Genomic DNA, 16,516 nt, shown 5'->3' with positions numbered 1-16,516 from the left:
GCAAGCAGCGGGCGGGAGAGCGTCACCTCCCGCCCGCATCATTCGATTCTTCTCCTCCGGTATTCACTCACGTCTCATCTCGTCAGATACTCGCGCATCAAGGCGCGGGCGCGGTGCAGTCGCGCCTTCACGGTCTGCCGGGACGCGCCGAGCGCGGTGGAGATTTCGTCGATGGTCATTTCCTTGACGTCGCGCATCAGGGCGACATCGCGGTAGTGCGGCGGCAGCGCCTCGAACGCCGCGGCCACATCGAGCCGCAGATCGGCTTCGGGGCGAGCCAGCAGCAGCGCCTCCGCCTCGCCGTCGTCGATGGCGGCGGCGACACCGGCCCGACGCGCCAGCCGCAGGCATTCGCGGCGAACGACGCTGAACAGCCAGGCCGAAAACGCCAGCAGCGAGCGGATCGTGCCGACATGGCGGAACAGGATCCACAGCGCCTCCTGCGTCGCATCCTCGGCATCCGCCGAGCTGCGACAGGTGGCGCGCGCGTAGCGGCGGATATCCGGCTGCGCCGTCTCGAGCAGCGAGGCGATCGCGTGGGGATCGCCGAGTCGCGCGGCTTCGAACAGGTTTGGCGAGATCGCAGCCGCACTCACGAGACGCCCTTTCGCCCGATCCCCGCCATCGCGCACATCGGGCAATAGCCGACGAAGCCGGTCAGCGCGAAGCCGGCGCCGCCCAGCGCGACCAGCCAGGCCGTCGTACCCGCCAGATAGACAAATGCCGCGACCATCACCGCGACGCCCGAGGCGATCCGCAGTGCCTGATGCAGGCCGCCGATGTTCTTCCTGTAAAACGCCATCTCATCCTCCGAGTTAGGCCGAGGCAAAATGCCTCGACCACAAAGAGGACGTCCCGACCGAAAAGGATTCGCGGGCGCGTGCAATTTTTTCGCGGGTCAGCCTCCGACGGCCTGATAGGCCAGGCGCTTGAACTCGAAGAAGTATGGATTCCAGAAGCCCATGTAACGCTGGGCCATCAGGACCCCCGCGGTATTGGCCTCAGGGCAGATCCACCAATGGGTGCCGGCGAGCCCGCCCCACTGGAATTCCCCGGTCGAGTTCGGCGGATCGAACGGCGTCGGCGCGAAGGTGACGGCGCCGCCGAGGCCAAAGCCCTTGCCGGGGATCGGGCCGAGATTGGCGAAGCGGATGGTCTGCCCTGCCGGGAGCTGGTTCGTCATCATCTGCCGCAGCGTCTCCGGCTTCAGCAGCGCATCCGAACCGGGCAGCAGCGCGCGGACCAGTGCGAGCATGTCGGGCAAGGTCGAGACCAGACCACCACCGCCCGAGAGCCGCGGGAACGGCCGCCGATAGGCTTGCGGAAACGGCAGATTGTCGGCCCGCGTGAGGCCGGGCTTCATCGGATCGAGCACATCAGCGCCATTGTAGAGCGCAACCAGCCTGCCCTGCTGCGCTTCCGGAACATGAAAGCCGGTATCGGTCATGCCGAGCGGATCGAAGATGCGCGCCTTCAGGAAGGTATCGAGCGCCTGGCCGGAGACGACCTCCACGATACGGCCGAGCACGTCGGTGGCCACCGAATATTCCCAGGACGTCCCCGGGTGATAGGACAGCGGCAGGCTGGCGAGCTGGTCGATCATGTCGGCCAGTGGCGTCAGCGGATTGAGCACGCGCGCCTCATTGTAGCCTTTGAACAACACCGTGCCGGGATCGAAGATTCCATAGCTGAGGCCGGAGGTGTGGGTCAGGAGCTGGCGGATCGTGATCGGGTTCTTCGCCGGCTCGACATCGGCAAGGCTCGAAGCGTCCGGCTTCAGCACCTTGCGACCAGCGAGCTGCGGCAGGAATTTCTCGATCGGCTCGTCGAGCCCGATGCGGCCCTCCTCGACCAGCAGCATGATCGCGCAAGTGACGAAGATCTTGGTGTTGGAGAACGCGCGGAAGATATGGTCGGGACGAAGCGCGGTCTTGGCTTCGCGGTCGGCAAAGCCGACGCATTGCTGGTCGACCACCTCGCCCCCGCGCAGCACGGCCCAGGATGCGCCCGGAATGATCTCCTGATCGACGTAGCGCTGCATCGCCGTCCGTGCGGCGGAAAATTCCGTAACCTTGGCGTCCATGAGTCTCCCCCAATTGTGGTTCGGACGGATATAGCGCGCTTTCGCGGGAAATGAAGGCCGCAGCGTCTATTGCTGCTTCATGAACGCGGTGACGTGCAAGCAGCGACGGATGCGCATGCCCTGCCGCTGGTACAGCGCGATCGCCGACACGTTGCTGGAAAACACGTGCAGGAACGGAATTTCCCCGCGCGCCTCGATCCCGCGGGCGACGGCCGCAAGCAGCGCCTGCGCATAGCCGCGGCCGCGATAGTCGGGATGCACGCATACGGCCGTCATCTCCACGAACTTACCCGGCTTCATGCGCTCGCCCGTCATCGCGACCAATTGATCCCCGGCGCGGATGCCGAGGAACGTGCCGAGCTCATGGGTCCGCCGCGCGAACGGACCGGGCTTCGTCAGCTCCGTCAGCGCCATCATCGCGGGAACGTCGTCGGCACCCAGAGTGACGATCTCGGCATCGCGGAGCGGACTGTCGGCGGGCGAGCCAATCATCTGCTCGCAGGGCCCGGCGATCACGACCTTGAAACCGGCGGGTACCTCGACCGGATCCGGCGTGAACAGCGCGGCGACCTGCGTGCCCGACAGCAGATCACGGAGCGCGGCAAAGCTCGCCGCGGACATGTCGACCATGTCGGCGAACGGCGTCATGTCGACGGGATAGCGCAGCGCCCGCGGGCCGCCTTCGGCCAGATGCTTGTGGCTGGTCGTCAGCGCGCTCCAGATCGGACGATCCAGCAGCGCCTCATCGCTGTCGGACACCGGCCTAGTCCTTGTCGAAGCTGACGATGACGGCAGCATTGGCGATCAGGATGGGATCGTTGGCCACTTCGGTTGCCGAGGGAATCTCCAGCCCGCCCTTGACGGCGGTGACGGTCACGGTGCCGTAAGGAAGCTCCTTGGCCACAGCCTCCTTGTCGACGGCTTCCGGATTGGGCACCGCGATCGTGACATCGACGAACATGTCGTTCGCAGTCTTGCCGATCATCCGGAAGAAGCCGAGGCTCGAATGCCTGATGGCATCCGCCACCGCGCGCCTGGCCGCCTTGGTGGCGTCCCGGCCGTGGACATCGACGCCCATACCCATTTCGGTGACGCAGCGAACACGAGTCATGTTCATTCCCATCAGTGCTGGAGTTCTAGAGGCCCGACCTTCCGCGATCTACGCCTCCGGCACAAGCGCCTTTTCGCGCAGGAAATATGCGTTGCGGTCCTCCTCCTGCGCGTTCACGACCGCGCGAATTCGCAGCAAGTCCTTGCGCGCAACCAGGCCCACCACGCGATGAGTGCTGCGTTCGACCACCGGCAGGCGCCCGAGATCGGAGGCGACCATGAGATCGGCGACACGCCCCAGCACGTCGTCGGGATGCGCCATCAAGGCCGATGAGTCCGAGACCACGTCGTCCAGCGTTGCGGCCTGATGATCGCCCTCGGTGCGCCAGCGCAGCACATCGGCGCGCGTGACCATGCCGGCCAGCCGTCCATCGGCGGTGACGACGGGATAGGATTTGTGACGGCGCTGGTCCGAGGTGAAGAAAGCGACCGCTTCGTCGATGGGCATGTCGACCGGCAGCGTGTCGACATCAGTGACCATGACATCGGCGGCGCGGAGCAGCTCGAACGGATCGATCGCGTATTCGCGCGTGATATGCTGGCCGCGGCGCGCGATCTTCTCGGTCAGGATCGAGCGCTTCAGCAGCAGCACAGTGACGGCATGCGCTGCGCCGGTCGCCGCCAGCAGCGGCAGCAACATGTCGATATTGCCGGTCAGCTCGATGGCGAACATCACGCCTGTCAGCGGCGAGCGCATCGTGCCGCCCATCATCGCGGCCATGCCGACCAGCGCCCAGAATGACGCGCCACCGGGCAGCGCCAGCCCCTCCATCCAGCCGGCCGTGCCGCCGAGGATCAGCAGCGGCGCCAGCACGCCGCCCGACGTGCCTGAGCCGAGCGCAATCACCCAGACCGCGGACTTCACCAGCAGCAGCCGGATCGCCTCATCGCGCGCCATGTGGCCCGACAAGAGATCGGCGATGACGTCGTAGCCGACGCCAAGCGCGCGGGGATCGACGAGGCCGCCGAGGCCGACGATCAGACCGCCAAGCATCGGCCACCACATCCAGTGCACCGGCAGGCGGTCGAACAGGTCTTCGATCGCGTAGAGCAGCCGCGTCATCAGCCCGGATTGCAGGCCGGCGACGATGCCGACGCCGATCGCTGCCGCCAGCCCCCACCACGGCAGGTCTGGCCGCTCGGCAAACGGAAACAAGGGTCCGGTCCCGAACAGCAACGGCCGCCACGCCGCCGAGATCACCGCCCCGGTCACCACGGGCAGGAAGCTGCGCGGTTTCCATTCGAACAGCAGCAGTTCGATCGCGAGCAGGACGGCCGCGATCGTCGAGCCGAAGATCGCGGTCATGCCGGCGGCAGCCCCGGCAACCAGCAGGGTCTTGCGCTCGGCGGCGGTGAGATGAAAGCACTGGGCGAAGATCGACCCGATCGCGCCGCCGGTCATGATGATCGGCCCCTCGGCGCCGAACGGACCGCCACTGCCGATCGACACCGCCGAGGACAGCGGCTTCAGGACCGCAACCTTCGGCTGCATGCGGCTGCCGCCGATCAGGATCGCCTCGATCGCCTCGGGGATGCCGTGTCCCCGGATCTTCTCCGAGCCGAAGCGCGCCATCAGCCCGATGACGAGGCCGCCGAGCGCCGGCGCCAGCACCATCCAGATCCCGGGACGGGCATTCGCCAGCGAAACGTTCTCGGTGCTGAAATGACCGAACCAGACCAGATTGGTGACGAGCGCGATGAGCTTCAGCAGCACCCACGCGGCGCCCGCCCCGAGGCTGCCGACCAGCAGGGCCATGCCGATCAGGATCAATACGCGGCGGTCGGCGGTGAAGTCTCCGGGCTTGCCGCGAGGACGCGGGAGGCCGCCGGTGATGTCCAGGGTCTGGCGCATGGCTAGCTCTTGTCGGGAGATTTTGACGGGAGGGTCCTTGGCGCTGCCAATATATCGTGTCACGATATATATCAAGGAATGGCTGGTATGATCCTCCGGGCAAACGCCGGCCGGAGCGCTACCTCTCCCGCGACCGCAGCTCGTCCACGAGCACCCGCACGTTCTCCGAATAGTCGATCGGGACCACGACCAGATGCACGCCGCCCTCTTTGAAAGCTGCATCCAGCGTCGGGACAAAGCTGTCGATGCTCTCGATCCGATGCCCCTTCGCCCCGTATGCCTTCGCGTAGAGGACGAAATCGGGATTGCCAAAGGTCATGCCGTAATCGGCGAAATGATCGACGGCCTGCTTCCAGCGGATCATGCCGTAGGCATTGTCCTCCAGCACCAGCACGACGAGATTGAGCTTGAGGCGGACCGCAGTCTCCATCTCCTGGCTGTTCATCATGAAGCCGCCGTCGCCGGCGACCGCGAGCACGCGGCGGTCGGGATAGAGCATCGCGGCCATCATCGCCGACGGCAGGCCGGCGCCCATGGTCGCCAGCGCATTGTCGAGCAGCAGCGTGTTGGCGACGCGGGTGCGGTAGTTGCGCGCGAACCAGATCTTGTACATGCCGTTGTCGAGCGCGACGATGCCGTTCTCCGGGATCACCTGCCGGATGTCGTGTACGATCCGCTGCGGCGTCGGCGGCCAGCGCGCCTCGGTGGCGCGGTCGGCGATGTGGCCGAGAATCTTCTCGCGCAACGGCAGCAGCGCCGCAGCCTGCGGCAGCTTGCCTTCGAGCCGGTCAGCGAGCAGCTCCAGGCTCGGGCCGACGTCGCCAATGACCTCCGCGTCGGGAAAATAGACCAGCTCGACGCTGGCCGATGTGTAGCTGACGTGAATGACCTTCGGCCCTGAGGGCCCCATGATGAAGGGCGGCTTCTCGATCGGGTCGTGACCGATCGCGATGATCAGGTCGGCGGCATCGATCGCGTCATGAACGTAGTCGCGTTCGGACAGCGCGGCGGTCCCCATGTAGAGATTGGTGCCACCGGGCACGGTGCCCTTGCCCATCTGCGTGGTGAAGAACGGAATGCCGGTCCGCCGCACGAAGCTGGCGATTCCGTGGGTCGCGCGCGGCCGGCTGGTCGCAGCGCCCATCATGACCAGCGGATGTCTCGCTGACAGAATCATCTCGGCGGCACGGTCGAGCGCGGCGCGATGGGCGACCGGGATTTCGATCGGATGGACCGGGATCACGGGGACATCAGGCACTTCGTCACCCGCGATGTCCTCGGGCAATTCAAGATGCACCGGCCCCGGCCGCTCCTCCATCGCGACGCGAAAGGCATCGCGCACCACGGTCGGAATGCTGGAGGCGCTGACGACCTGCCGCGACAGTTTGGTCAGCGGCTTCATGGTCGCGACCACGTCCACGATCTGGAAGCGCGCCTGACGGCTGCTCATGATCGGCTTCTGGCCGGTGATCAGGATCATCGGCATCGCGCCGAGATGTGCATAGGCCGCGCCCGTTGACAGATTGAGCGCGCCGGGGCCGAGCGTCGAGAGGCAAACGCCGGGCTTGCCGGTCAACCGCCCATGCGTGGCCGCCATGAAGGCGGCGGCCTGCTCGTGACGGGTCAGGACCAGCTCGATCTTGGAGGTGCGGAGCGATTCCACGAGATCGAGATTCTCCTCGCCGGGAACGCCGAAGATGCGGTCGACGCCTTCGTTCTCAAGCGCCGCGACAAACAGATCCGATCCCTTCACCTTGCGCTCCTGTCCGCTCATGTCGCCTCCGCTTGTGCTCGCTCCCGTGTTCCACGGCAGTTGGCACATGGTAGCGGCCTGCGGCGCCGGCACAACTCACAAAGGGCGGCACACGGCATCAACTTCGCCATCACCGTGCGAACCGAGCGAAACAATCGAACGTCTCGCCGCGCGGCCGCCAGCATGCACGTTGCAAGCCGCGCGCAACCTGCTATCGCTCCGGCAATGACACCCAAATCCTTCGAAACCCGCTGCCTGCGCCTGCCCGCCGTCACCAAGGTGGTGCAGTGGGAGGGCACCTCCGTCTTCAAGGTCGGCGGCAAGATGTTCGCGCTCGGCGGCGGCTTTGCCGCGCGCTCCGGCGGCTACATGTTCAAGACCGCGAACATGGCCTATGCCATGCTGATCGAGCACGGCCTGGCCCGGCCTGCGCCGTATTTGGCGCGCGCCAAATGGGTGCAACTCGTCAGCAACAACGCCCTACCCGATGCTGAGCTCACTCTGTATCTGGCGCAGGCGCACGCGCTGATCGCGGCAAAGCTGACGCGGAAGGCACGCAAGGAACTCGGCCTCGCCTCACCAGGGCAATGATGACCATTCCCGCGTGCAGCACCCGGATCGCTCGCGGCGACATTGAGCTTTCATTGTTCCCCGTTATACTGCCGGTTCTGGATTCGATTTAGGACATCGGCGTGGCGATTGATCTGAAGGCGGTCGAGCAACTCGCTACCGATCAATCCTCGCTCAAGGCCGCCGCCGGCCTCGCCAAGCCCGCCAAATGGTCCGGTGTCGGCATGAGCCGTGATGCCGCGCTGATCTGGGGCGAATGCGCGGGCTCCGGCGCCAATCCGTACCGCGTGATGGCCGATCTGCGCGACCTCGGCAACAAGTGCACCTGCCCCTCACGCAAATTCCCCTGCAAGCACGTGCTCGGCCTGTTGTGGCTGAATGCGGAAGCGGTGGTGCCATTCACGCCCGCCGACACGCCGGCCTGGGTCAGCGATTGGCTCGGCCGCCGGCGCGGCCCGTCCACGGCAAAGCCTGCGACCAATGCGCCGCCCGGCGGCGACAAGGATCTGGGTGCCGCGCGCGCCGCCGAGCCTGGGGTCGCAGACGACCCGAAGGACGTGGCGCGGCGCGAGGCCCAGGCAGCCAAACGTAACGAAGAGACCGAGCGCGCCATTTTCGATGCGCTGGATGCGCTCAAGCAATGGATCGGCGACCAGCTTCGCATGGGATTGTCAGGCTTCATCGATGATGCCACGGCGCGATGCCGGCGGATCGCGGCGCGGCTTGTCGATGGCAAGGCCGCGGTGCTCGCCGGCCGGATCGACGAGCTGCCGTCCCGCCTCCTCGCGCTCTCCGCAGGCGACCGTCCGCGCGGCGCCGTGGTCGAGCTCGGCAAACTTGTTCTGCTCGCGCGCGCCTTCCGCGCCACCCCGCGCAATACAGAGATCCGGCGCGCGGTCGCCGCCTCGGAGACCCGCGAGACGGTGCTGGTCGATCCAGATGCGCTACGGGTCGATGCGGACTGGGAGGTTCTTGCCGAGCAGGTGCAGACGCGCCGCGACGGCTTGGTATCGCAGACCACATGGCTGCTCAACCTCGCCGCGGCCGGTCCACGCTTCGCTATGCTGCTGGATTTTTTCCCGGCCAGCGCGGGAAGGCGCGGTTCAGTCTTCACGCCCGGCGAGCGCTTTCACGGCGAGCTCGTCTTCTATCCGTCGGCGCAGCCGCTTCGCGCTTTGCTCGTCCGGCGCGACGCCGCGCACGAGATGCCGCCGCCGGCATGGCCCGCGCCGGATGACACACTCTCCGAGGCGTTGACGCGACCGTTGCTGGCAGAGCCCTGGATGATCGACATTCCGCTGCTGCTGCCGCAGGGGCGCATCGCGCGCGACGCTGCCGGACACACATGGTGGCGATCGGCCGATGGCCTCGCGACGCTGCCGGTCGCCTCCGAAGTCAACGGCATTCTGTGCGGCACCGATCTCACGCGCACCGCTGCGATCTGGTCGGGCAATCGGCTCGCGATCCTCGCCGCGCAGACCCCTTGGGGGCGGATCGGCGGCCATGACTGAGGCGACAAGGGCCGAAGCAATTTTTGATGCCATGAGCGCAGTCCTGACGCGCTGGACCATGGGATCGGCGGCCGCGCCCGCAGCCAATTTCTGGCGTACCGAACTCGGCGATGATCCCGCCGAAGCGGAATTGCGGCTGCTTGCGCTTTCAGGCCAGTTTCTCGGCACCTCCGTGACAATGGAGCCGGCCTCGGTGCTCCGCGTCCTGCCCGATATCCCGACGCTTGCATTGCCGACGGTGCCCGAACAGCTGCGTCCGCTCGTGCGCCGGATCCTCGCGGCGAAGAAGCAGGCGCAGGCCGGGACCGAACTCGTCCACTTCCTCGCGGCGCGCGGCTGGACAACGCATCCGGCCGACTGGATGCCCGGAGCCGATGATGACGACGCGCCGGACGTCTATGCCGTCTGGCGCGACTGGGCGGCGCTTGCAAACTCCGACGGCGCCGGGCGGCAGCAAACCGGCGACGATCTCACCGCCGAGAACTGGGACGATTTCTGGCCCGCTGCGCGCAAGGCGGCACTGGCCGAACTTAGGCGGCGCGACCCGTCCGCTGCACGCGCGGTGCTCGAGACCAAGCTCGCGAGCGAGACTGCCGACGCACGCTTGCGCCTCCTGTTGCTGCTGTCGGAGCGGCTATCCGACGACGACGTCGCCTTTCTCGAACGCATCGCGACTGATGATCGCGCCCCCAAGGTCAAGGCGCTTGCGGCCTCGCTGCTCACGCGTCTTGGCCGAGGCCCTGCGGCCGGCGAGGACGTCGCCGAACTTGCCCGCTTCTTTTCGGTCAAGACCAAGGGGATTCTGCGTCGCTCGCGCGTGATCCAGGCCGAACCACTCAAGACACCAGCGCAAGTGCAACGCCGCAAGGCGCTGTTCGACGGCGCCAACCTCGCCTCGTTTTCCGCAGCGCTGGGGCTTGCGCCGCAGGAGCTGATCGCCGCCTGGGACTGGAACGCGGACCATGCTGCCGACGTGTCACTGATCAACCTGATCGTCGCGACCGGGACGGATGCGCTGGTCACGCAAGCGGCGGATACCATCGGCGAACGCGATGCCGCCGGCCTCGTTACCGCGCTCGCGCCGCGCCTTGCGCCCGCCGCACGCACAGGGCATGCCGAGGCGGCGCTGCGCACCCACGGCATCAGCTTCGAACTGGCCCAACAACTAGCAGGCGCAGCGGCACGGCTGGACGATCCGCTCTCCGCGCCCGCCGGCAAGACCCTGCTCGCCGCGCTTCAGCGCGATGACGCGAGGCCCGGCGATCAGGTCTCGGAGCTTCACGCGCTGGGCCTCATCGCCTCGCGCGACGGCGCGCAACGATCACTGCAACGACTGACGGCTGCGGGCCTGCTGCAGGGTGACCCGCGCCTCGACATGCTGCGGCTCAACGCCGCGTTGGACGATAACGGAGCGAAACCATGAGCGAGAAACTGCGCTTGCCCGCCGAGGACAGCTATGCCGCCGAGTTGAAGGCGCTTGCCGCGGGCGACGGGCATCGTCCGCCGGGCTGGGCACTCTCGCCGCGGCAGGTCGTGACCTACCTCATGGGCGGCAAGGCAACCGACGGGACGGTGATCACGCCGAAATATGTCGGAGACAAGCGGCTGATCGAGACCGCGGTTGCGACCCTTGCGACCGATCGCGCATTATTGCTGCTGGGTGTGCCCGGCACCGCCAAATCGTGGGTGTCCGAGCATCTCGCCGCGGGCATCACCGGCGACTCCACACTCGTGATCCAGTGCACCGCGGGGACCGACGAGAACCAGATCCGCTACGGCTGGAACTATGCCCAATTGCTCGCACACGGGCCGAGCCGCGAGGCGCTGGTCCCCACCCCGCTGATGCGTGCCATGGAGAGCGGCAAGCTCTGCCGTTTCGAGGAACTGACGCGGATGGGCAGCGACGTGCAGGACACGCTGATCACCGTGCTGTCCGAAAAGATGATGCCGGTCCCGGAGCTCAACACTGCCGTCTATGCCCAGCGCGGCTTCAACATCATCGCCACCGCCAATAACCGCGACAAGGGCGTCAACGAATTGTCCTCCGCGCTCAAGCGCCGCTTCAACGTCGTCGTGCTGCCCCTGCCCGACAGCGCCGAGGAGGAAGTGGCGATCATCATCAAGCGGGTCGGCGAGATGGCGCAGAACCTCGATTTGCCGGCACCGAAGAACGTCGCCGACGAGGTCGCGCGCGTGGTCTCGATCTTCCGTGAGCTGCGTTCGGGTTCGACCGAGGACGGCAAGGTCGCGCTGAAGTCGCCCTCGGGCGGGCTGTCGACAGCCGAAGCGATCGCGGTGATGGTCGGCGGCATCAGCCAGGCGACCTTCTTCAACGACGGCAAGCTGACACCGGAAACGCTCGCCAGCAACATGATCGGCGCGGTCGTGAAGGATCCGGTGCAGGATACGGCCGTGCTCGGCGAATATCTCGAAACCGTGCTGAAGAAGCGGCGCGGTTTCGAAGGCTATTATGCTTCGCTGACCGACCTGATCTGACGGCACGGCGCCCGATGGCAGGCCAGGTCTCTCTGTTCGGCATCCGGCATCACGGCCCCGGCTCAGCGCGGCGGCTGGTGGAAGCGCTCGACGCGCTGAAGCCCGCCGCAGTGCTGATCGAGGGCCCGGCAGATGCATCCGAGCTGCTGCCGATGCTCGCCGATCCTGACATGATGACGCCGGTGGCCTTGCTCACCTACGCCGAGGACAATCCGGCCAACGCCAGCTTCTTTCCCTTTGCCGACTATTCACCGGAATACCAGGCCGCACGCTGGGCAGTGCGCCACGGCGCGACCCTGCGCTTCATCGACCTGCCGGCGTCGGACCGGCTGGGTGCCACCGACGGTGACATTGCGGAGGAAATTGCGGCAAGGGCCGAGGCCGATCCAATCAGCCACGACCCGATCGGGGCGCTCGCGACCGCCGCAGGCTATGATGACGGCGAGTCCTGGTGGTCCGACGTCATCGAGGAGAACCCCGCGACGGGGCCGGTGTTCGCAGCCGTCGCCGACGCGATGACGGCGCTGCGCGCGGACGAAAAATCGCTGTCGGCCCGCGAGGCCGCGCGCGAGGCGCATATGCGGATCGAGATCGCGAAGGCGGCAAAGGAATACGACGGCGCCATCGCGGTCGTCTGCGGCGCCTGGCACGTGCCGGCGCTCGCCGAACGTCGCAGCCTCGCCGCGGATCGCGAATTGCTCAAGGGCCGGCCCAAGACGAAGATCAAGGCGACCTGGGCGCCTTGGACCGCGCCGCGCCTGGCGCGCGCGAGCGGCTATGGCGCGGGCGTGGTGGCGCCGGGATGGTGCGCACATGTCTGGGACACGCGCGAGCGCGATCGTGCCGCGGAGTGGCTTGCCAAGGCGACGCGCGTGCTGCGCGATCGCGGTCACTTCGTCTCGACCGCTTCGGTGATCGAGGCGCAGCGGCTGGGCACGGCGCTTGCGGCGCTGCGCGGCCGCCCGGCAGCGGGTTTCGCGGAGCTGCGCGAGGCGGCGATCGCCTGCCTGTGCAACGGCGAACGCGCCATGTGGGACGACATTTCGGCCGAGTTGCTGATCGGCGCAGGTGTCGGCGCGATCCCGGCGGCGACACCGCTCGCGCCGCTGCTCGAAGATCTCCAGCGCCAGCAGAAGGCGACGCGGCTCAAGCCGGAGGCGCTCGATCGACCGCTGACGCTCGATCTGCGCAGCGAAAGCGGGCTGATGCGCTCCACGCTGCTGCACCGGCTGAACGCGCTCGACGTGCCCTGGGGACGGCTGTCCGATGCGGGCCGCAGCCGCGGTACGTTTCGCGAGAACTGGCAGCTGCGCTGGGAGCCGGAATTCGCAGTCAGGCTCGTGGAGAATCTGCTCTATGGATCGACCATCGCCGAGGCTGCCGGGGGACGCCTGATCGAAGCGATGGGCAAGGAAGCCGAGCTTGCTCCGCTCGCGACGCTGGTGCGCAACGCCATGATCGCCGACCTGTCCCGTGCCACCGCGTTCGGCATCGCGGCCCTGGAGACCAAGGCGGCGCTGACCAGCGACGGACAGTCTCTGCTCGGTGCGATGCCGCCGATGGCCGACATCCTGCGCTATGGCGAGGCACGCGCCGGCACGGTCGAGCATCTGGCGGCGCTGATGCCGCGCATTGTCGTGCAGGCCGCGCTCGCTTTGCCCTATGCGGCGCGCAATCTGGACGGGCCCGCGGCGGCCAAGCTGCGCGGCGCGCTGCTCGCAGCCGACGCCGCGATCCAGCTTGCCCAGATCGAGCCCGAAATCGTAGCCAGCTGGCGCGACGCGCTGAGCGCGCTGCTGAACGACGATCAGGCGACCCGGTTGATCGCCGGCACCGCGGCACGGCTGCTCTACGAGGCCGAGCTCTTGACGGCCGATCACGCGGCCGACCTGCTGACGCGGATGCTCTCGCCCGGCACGCCCGTCGCGGAAGCCGCCGGGTTCTTCGAGGGCTTTTTCGAGGGGGCCGGCCAGCGGCTGATCCACGATGGCACGCTGCGCGGCGCCGTCGACGCCTGGTTGATGACGCTGGACGAGGAATCCTTCACCGCCAGCCTGCCGCTGTTCCGCCGCGTCTTCTCGGTGCTGGACCGGACCGAGCGCAGGCGATTGATGGACGCGCTGTTCGCGCGCCGCACCGATGCCGCCAAGGGATATCGGCTGCTCGCCGGCGCAGGCGATATCTGGCCCGCGCATCAGGCCCGCGTGCTCGAGCTTCTTACCCCGGGAGCTGCGCGATGAGTGAAGCCGATGAACGCAGCCGCCGCTGGACGCTCGCCCTCGGCGTTGACGCCGAAGGCGCCGAGGGCGGCCCTGCCCTGTCCGCCAGCGACCGCCGCATGTCCGAGGCGTTGACGGCGCTCTATGGCGACGGCGAGGAGGCACCGAAGAAGGGCCGCGGCGGGCTCGGAGGCTCGGCGCCGCGTGTCGCAAAATGGCTCGGCGACATCAGGGAGTTCTTCCCCGCGCCCGTGGTGCAGGTGATCCAGAAAGACGCCTTCGAGCGCAAGGGCCTGCGCCAGATGCTGCTCGAGCCCGAATTCCTCGCGACCGTCGAGGCGGATGTGGGCCTGATCGCCGATCTGGTCGCGCTGCGCGGCGTGATGCCGGAGAAGACCAAGGATACCGCCCGCATCGTGATCGCCAAGGTGGTGGCCGAGCTGATGGAGCGGCTGGAGCGGCGCACCGCGGACGCGGTCCGCGGCGCGTTGAATCGCTCGCTGCGCACCCACCGCCCGCGCTTTGCCGACATCGACTGGCCCCGCACCATCAAGGCCAATCTGCGCCATTATCAGGCGGAACATCGCACGGTCGTGCCCGAGCGACTGATCGGCTTCCTGCGCCAGCAGCGTCGCATCGTTGATCTCGACGAGGTCACCCTGTGCGTCGACCAGTCGGGCTCGATGGCAACCTCGGTCGTCTATGCCTCGATCTTCGCGGCGGTGATGGCCTCGCTGCCGGTGGTCGCGACCAAGCTCGTCTGTTTCGACACCGCGATCGTCGACCTCACCGAAGAGCTCGCCGATCCCGTCGAGGTGCTGTTCGGCGTCCAGCTCGGCGGTGGCACCGACATCAACCGCGCCGTCGCCTATTGCGAGGAGCGCATCGAACGGCCGGCGAAAACGCATCTGATCCTGATCACCGACCTCTATGAGGGCGGCGATGCGGACGCGCTGGTCGACCGGCTGGCACGGCTCGCAACGCGCGGCATCAACGTGATCGTGCTGCTGGCGCTGACCGACACCGGCCACCCCTCATATAATCCCGCGCTGTCTGCGAAGGTCGCAAGTCTCGGCATTCCCGTGTTCGCCTGCACGCCGGATCAGTTTCCGGATCTAATGGCAACCGCGCTGAAGCGCGAGGATGTTGCCGGTTGGGCCGCCGACCAGGACATCAAGCTGATCCGGCCGGAAACCTAGCATCCAAGCCCTATCAGTTCCCCGCCCGATTGACAGAGCATGATATCTGACTAAAGTCAGACATCATGCTCGACCCCGTTTCCCGCGTTCGCCGCTTCAACCGTGCCGTCACCTCCGCCGTCGGCGCGCTCGATACCTCGTTTCTTGGGCGCGGCCGCCCGCTCGGCGCGGCGCGTGTGCTCAATGCGATCGGGCACGGGCGTTCGGACGTGGCCGATATCCGCGACTATCTCGGCCTGGATTCCGGTCTGATGAGCCGGCTGCTCCGCAGCCTGGAAGAGGACGGTCTGGTCGAGACCGCCGCGCATGAGGACGATGCCCGCCGCCGGGTCGCGACATTGACGCGTGCGGGCCGGCGCGAGTTCGCGGCCTATGAGGCGCTGTCGAACACGCAGGCCGAGGGATTGCTCGCACAGCATTCGCAGGCTGACGTCCTGCTGGCGGCGATGGACCTGATCGCGTCCGCATTGACGCGCGAGCGCGTTGCGCTGGAGGACATGGATCCGCGAAGCGAGCAAGCGCGTTACTGCCTCGGCGAGTATTATGCCGAGCTCGGCCGCCGCTTCAGCCAAGGCTTCGACGTCTCGCTGTCGCGCGACCCTGACGCCAAGGACATGCGCCGCCCGCGCGGCAGCTTCATCGTCGCGATGTCGGACACGCTGCCGATCGGCTGCGTGGGCCTGAAGGGAACCGATCACGGTTACGCCGAGATCAAGCGGCTGTGGGTGGCGCCCGCCGCGCGCGGGTTGCGGCTCGGCCGGCGCCTGATGGACGCGGCCGAGAGCGCCGCGCGCGAGCTCGGCATCACGCTGCTGCGGCTCGACACCAACAGCGCGCTGCCCGAGGCCGGCCAGCTCTACCGCACCACGGGCTGGCGCGAGATCCCACGCTACAATGACGATCCCTACCCGGACCTGTTTTTCGAGAAGCGCATCTGACGCGGACGGGTATCGTCACCTCGTCCGCGTCGGGCGCACGACGATCTCGTTGACGTCGACGTCATCGGGCTGCTCGATGGCGAAGCGCACCGCGCGAGCAATGGCGTCGGGCTGAAGCGCAATCGCCCGATACGTCTTCATCGCCTCGGCGGCCACGGGATCGGTGATGGTGCCCGCGAGCTCGCTTTCGACCACACCGGGATGGATGCAGGTGACGCGGATCTTGTCGTGCTCCTGGCGCAGGCCATCCGAGATCGCCCGCACAGCATATTTGGTGGCGCAGTAGACCGCAGCCGTCGGCGACACGCTCAGCGCACCGATCGAGGCGATGTTGATGATCTGGCCGGAGCCGCGCGCCACCATCTCCGGCAGCACGGCGGCGATGCCGTAGAGAACGCCCTTGATGTTGACGTCGACCATCCGGTCCCACTCCTCGACCTTGAGCGAGGCCATCAGCGACAGCGGCATCACGCCGGCATTGTTGACGATGACGTCGACACGGCCCCAGACCCCGCGCGCGGCATCCGCAAAGGCGGCAACGCTGGCGCGGTCGGTGACGTCGAGCGGATGCGCGAGCGCCGTTCCGCCCCAACCGTTCAACTCGGCCGCGAGCGCGTTCAAATGGTCAGTGCGCCGCGCGCCGAGCAGAACCTTCGCGCCGGCCGCGGCCAGCTCGCGGGCAATGCCTGCGCCGATACCGCTGGAGGCACCGGTGATGAGAATGACTTTGTCGATTGGCATGAGATTCTTCCCGTTGCTTTCGGAGTGATTGCGGGAAGATGGAC

The 16,516-nt window shown here is 67.2% G+C and carries 15 protein-coding genes; 7 read left to right on the top strand and 8 right to left on the bottom strand.

The features are described 5' to 3' along the window. Nucleotides 1-74 precede the first annotated feature (74 nt). The 7 genes from GGD62_RS00805 to GGD62_RS00775 all read right to left on the bottom strand — a co-directional run bounded on the left by GGD62_RS00805 (nucleotide 75) and on the right by GGD62_RS00775 (nucleotide 6,819). On the bottom strand, nucleotides 75-596 hold the full coding sequence (locus tag GGD62_RS00805) for an RNA polymerase sigma factor (RefSeq protein ID WP_183706829.1): 522 nt from the start codon (nucleotides 594-596) through the stop codon (nucleotides 75-77). Further along, complete coding sequence (locus GGD62_RS00800; protein ID WP_183706828.1) at nucleotides 593-802, bottom strand: DUF2892 domain-containing protein; 210 nt, start codon at nucleotides 800-802, stop codon at nucleotides 593-595. The genes GGD62_RS00805 and GGD62_RS00800 overlap by 4 nt, the downstream gene beginning before the upstream one ends. Nucleotides 803-898: 96 nt before the next feature. Continuing rightward, nucleotides 899-2,083: a serine hydrolase gene (locus GGD62_RS00795; RefSeq protein WP_183706827.1), complete on the bottom strand. Its 1,185-nt coding sequence runs from the start codon at nucleotides 2,081-2,083 to the stop codon at nucleotides 899-901. A gap of 66 nt (nucleotides 2,084-2,149) precedes the next feature. Continuing rightward, the gene (locus GGD62_RS00790) at nucleotides 2,150-2,842 is read right to left on the bottom strand and encodes a GNAT family N-acetyltransferase (protein ID WP_183706826.1); all 693 of its coding nucleotides are present in this window, start codon (nucleotides 2,840-2,842) and stop codon (nucleotides 2,150-2,152) included. Between the two features lie 4 nt (nucleotides 2,843-2,846). Next, nucleotides 2,847-3,194, bottom strand: a complete 348-nt coding sequence (locus GGD62_RS00785; protein ID WP_092253069.1) for a Lin0512 family protein — start codon at nucleotides 3,192-3,194, stop codon at nucleotides 2,847-2,849. 48 nt (nucleotides 3,195-3,242) lie between these two features. Next, a complete protein-coding gene (locus tag GGD62_RS00780) occupies nucleotides 3,243-5,045 on the bottom strand; it encodes a chloride channel protein (protein WP_183706825.1) in 1,803 nt (600 codons plus the stop codon). A gap of 118 nt (nucleotides 5,046-5,163) precedes the next feature. Beyond that, complete coding sequence (locus GGD62_RS00775; protein WP_183706824.1) at nucleotides 5,164-6,819, bottom strand: acetolactate synthase large subunit; 1,656 nt, start codon at nucleotides 6,817-6,819, stop codon at nucleotides 5,164-5,166. A 204-nt stretch (nucleotides 6,820-7,023) separates the two neighbouring features. Between GGD62_RS00775 and GGD62_RS00770 the strand changes: the two genes are divergently transcribed. From GGD62_RS00770 to GGD62_RS00740, 7 genes are all read left to right on the top strand, one after another. Further along, on the top strand, nucleotides 7,024-7,389 hold the full coding sequence (locus GGD62_RS00770) for an MmcQ/YjbR family DNA-binding protein (RefSeq protein ID WP_018317635.1): 366 nt from the start codon (nucleotides 7,024-7,026) through the stop codon (nucleotides 7,387-7,389). 101 nt (nucleotides 7,390-7,490) lie between these two features. Beyond that, on the top strand, nucleotides 7,491-8,879 hold the full coding sequence (locus GGD62_RS00765) for an SWIM zinc finger family protein (protein WP_183706823.1): 1,389 nt from the start codon (nucleotides 7,491-7,493) through the stop codon (nucleotides 8,877-8,879). 58 nt (nucleotides 8,880-8,937) lie between these two features. After that, nucleotides 8,938-10,302: a DUF5691 domain-containing protein gene (locus GGD62_RS00760; RefSeq protein WP_246799967.1), complete on the top strand. Its 1,365-nt coding sequence runs from the start codon at nucleotides 8,938-8,940 to the stop codon at nucleotides 10,300-10,302. Beyond that, nucleotides 10,299-11,375, top strand: coding sequence for an AAA family ATPase (locus tag GGD62_RS00755; protein WP_183706822.1), 1,077 nt, complete (start codon nucleotides 10,299-10,301; stop codon nucleotides 11,373-11,375). Before GGD62_RS00760 ends, GGD62_RS00755 begins: the two co-directional genes overlap by 4 nt. 14 nt (nucleotides 11,376-11,389) lie before the next feature. Further along, nucleotides 11,390-13,615 (top strand): DUF5682 family protein, encoded by a 2,226-nt coding sequence (locus GGD62_RS00750; RefSeq protein ID WP_183706821.1) that lies wholly within the window; start codon nucleotides 11,390-11,392, stop codon nucleotides 13,613-13,615. Further along, nucleotides 13,612-14,793 carry a VWA domain-containing protein gene (locus GGD62_RS00745; protein WP_183706820.1) on the top strand — a complete coding sequence of 394 codons (1,182 nt, stop codon included), beginning with the start codon at nucleotides 13,612-13,614 and terminating at the stop codon, nucleotides 14,791-14,793. Before GGD62_RS00750 ends, GGD62_RS00745 begins: the two co-directional genes overlap by 4 nt. A gap of 65 nt (nucleotides 14,794-14,858) precedes the next feature. After that, entirely contained in the window at nucleotides 14,859-15,731 is an 873-nt protein-coding gene (locus GGD62_RS00740; protein ID WP_183706819.1) for a bifunctional helix-turn-helix transcriptional regulator/GNAT family N-acetyltransferase, read from the top strand. A 15-nt stretch (nucleotides 15,732-15,746) separates the two neighbouring features. Here GGD62_RS00740 and GGD62_RS00735 read toward each other — a convergent pair whose 3' ends face one another. Then, complete coding sequence (locus GGD62_RS00735) at nucleotides 15,747-16,472, bottom strand: SDR family oxidoreductase (RefSeq protein ID WP_183706818.1); 726 nt, start codon at nucleotides 16,470-16,472, stop codon at nucleotides 15,747-15,749. Nucleotides 16,473-16,516: the final 44 nt, after the last annotated feature.

The sequence above is a fragment of the Bradyrhizobium sp. ERR14 genome (genome assembly GCF_014198235.1).
Lineage (GTDB): Bacteria > Pseudomonadota > Alphaproteobacteria > Rhizobiales > Xanthobacteraceae > Bradyrhizobium.
The sequence above is the reverse complement of the archived record's forward strand: the minus strand, read 5'-3'. Positions and strand labels throughout refer to the sequence as shown.

What these genes read in the sequence shown, in the direction of transcription:
- GGD62_RS00795 (WP_183706827.1), bottom strand. Translation starts at nt 2,083, where the DNA reads ATGGACGCCAAGGTTACGGAATTTTCCGCCGCACGGACGGCGATGCAG.
- GGD62_RS00800 (WP_183706828.1), bottom strand. Translation starts at nt 802, where the DNA reads ATGGCGTTTTACAGGAAGAACATCGGCGGCCTGCATCAGGCACTGCGG.
- GGD62_RS00780 (WP_183706825.1), bottom strand. Translation starts at nt 5,045, where the DNA reads ATGCGCCAGACCCTGGACATCACCGGCGGCCTCCCGCGTCCTCGCGGC.
- GGD62_RS00745 (WP_183706820.1), top strand. Translation starts at nt 13,612, where the DNA reads ATGAGTGAAGCCGATGAACGCAGCCGCCGCTGGACGCTCGCCCTCGGC.
- GGD62_RS00770 (WP_018317635.1), top strand. Translation starts at nt 7,024, where the DNA reads ATGACACCCAAATCCTTCGAAACCCGCTGCCTGCGCCTGCCCGCCGTC.
- GGD62_RS00755 (WP_183706822.1), top strand. Translation starts at nt 10,299, where the DNA reads ATGAGCGAGAAACTGCGCTTGCCCGCCGAGGACAGCTATGCCGCCGAG.
- GGD62_RS00775 (WP_183706824.1), bottom strand. Translation starts at nt 6,819, where the DNA reads ATGAGCGGACAGGAGCGCAAGGTGAAGGGATCGGATCTGTTTGTCGCG.
- GGD62_RS00760 (WP_246799967.1), top strand. Translation starts at nt 8,938, where the DNA reads ATGGGATCGGCGGCCGCGCCCGCAGCCAATTTCTGGCGTACCGAACTC.
- GGD62_RS00735 (WP_183706818.1), bottom strand. Translation starts at nt 16,472, where the DNA reads ATGCCAATCGACAAAGTCATTCTCATCACCGGTGCCTCCAGCGGTATC.
- GGD62_RS00785 (WP_092253069.1), bottom strand. Translation starts at nt 3,194, where the DNA reads ATGACTCGTGTTCGCTGCGTCACCGAAATGGGTATGGGCGTCGATGTC.
- GGD62_RS00750 (WP_183706821.1), top strand. Translation starts at nt 11,390, where the DNA reads ATGGCAGGCCAGGTCTCTCTGTTCGGCATCCGGCATCACGGCCCCGGC.
- GGD62_RS00740 (WP_183706819.1), top strand. Translation starts at nt 14,859, where the DNA reads ATGCTCGACCCCGTTTCCCGCGTTCGCCGCTTCAACCGTGCCGTCACC.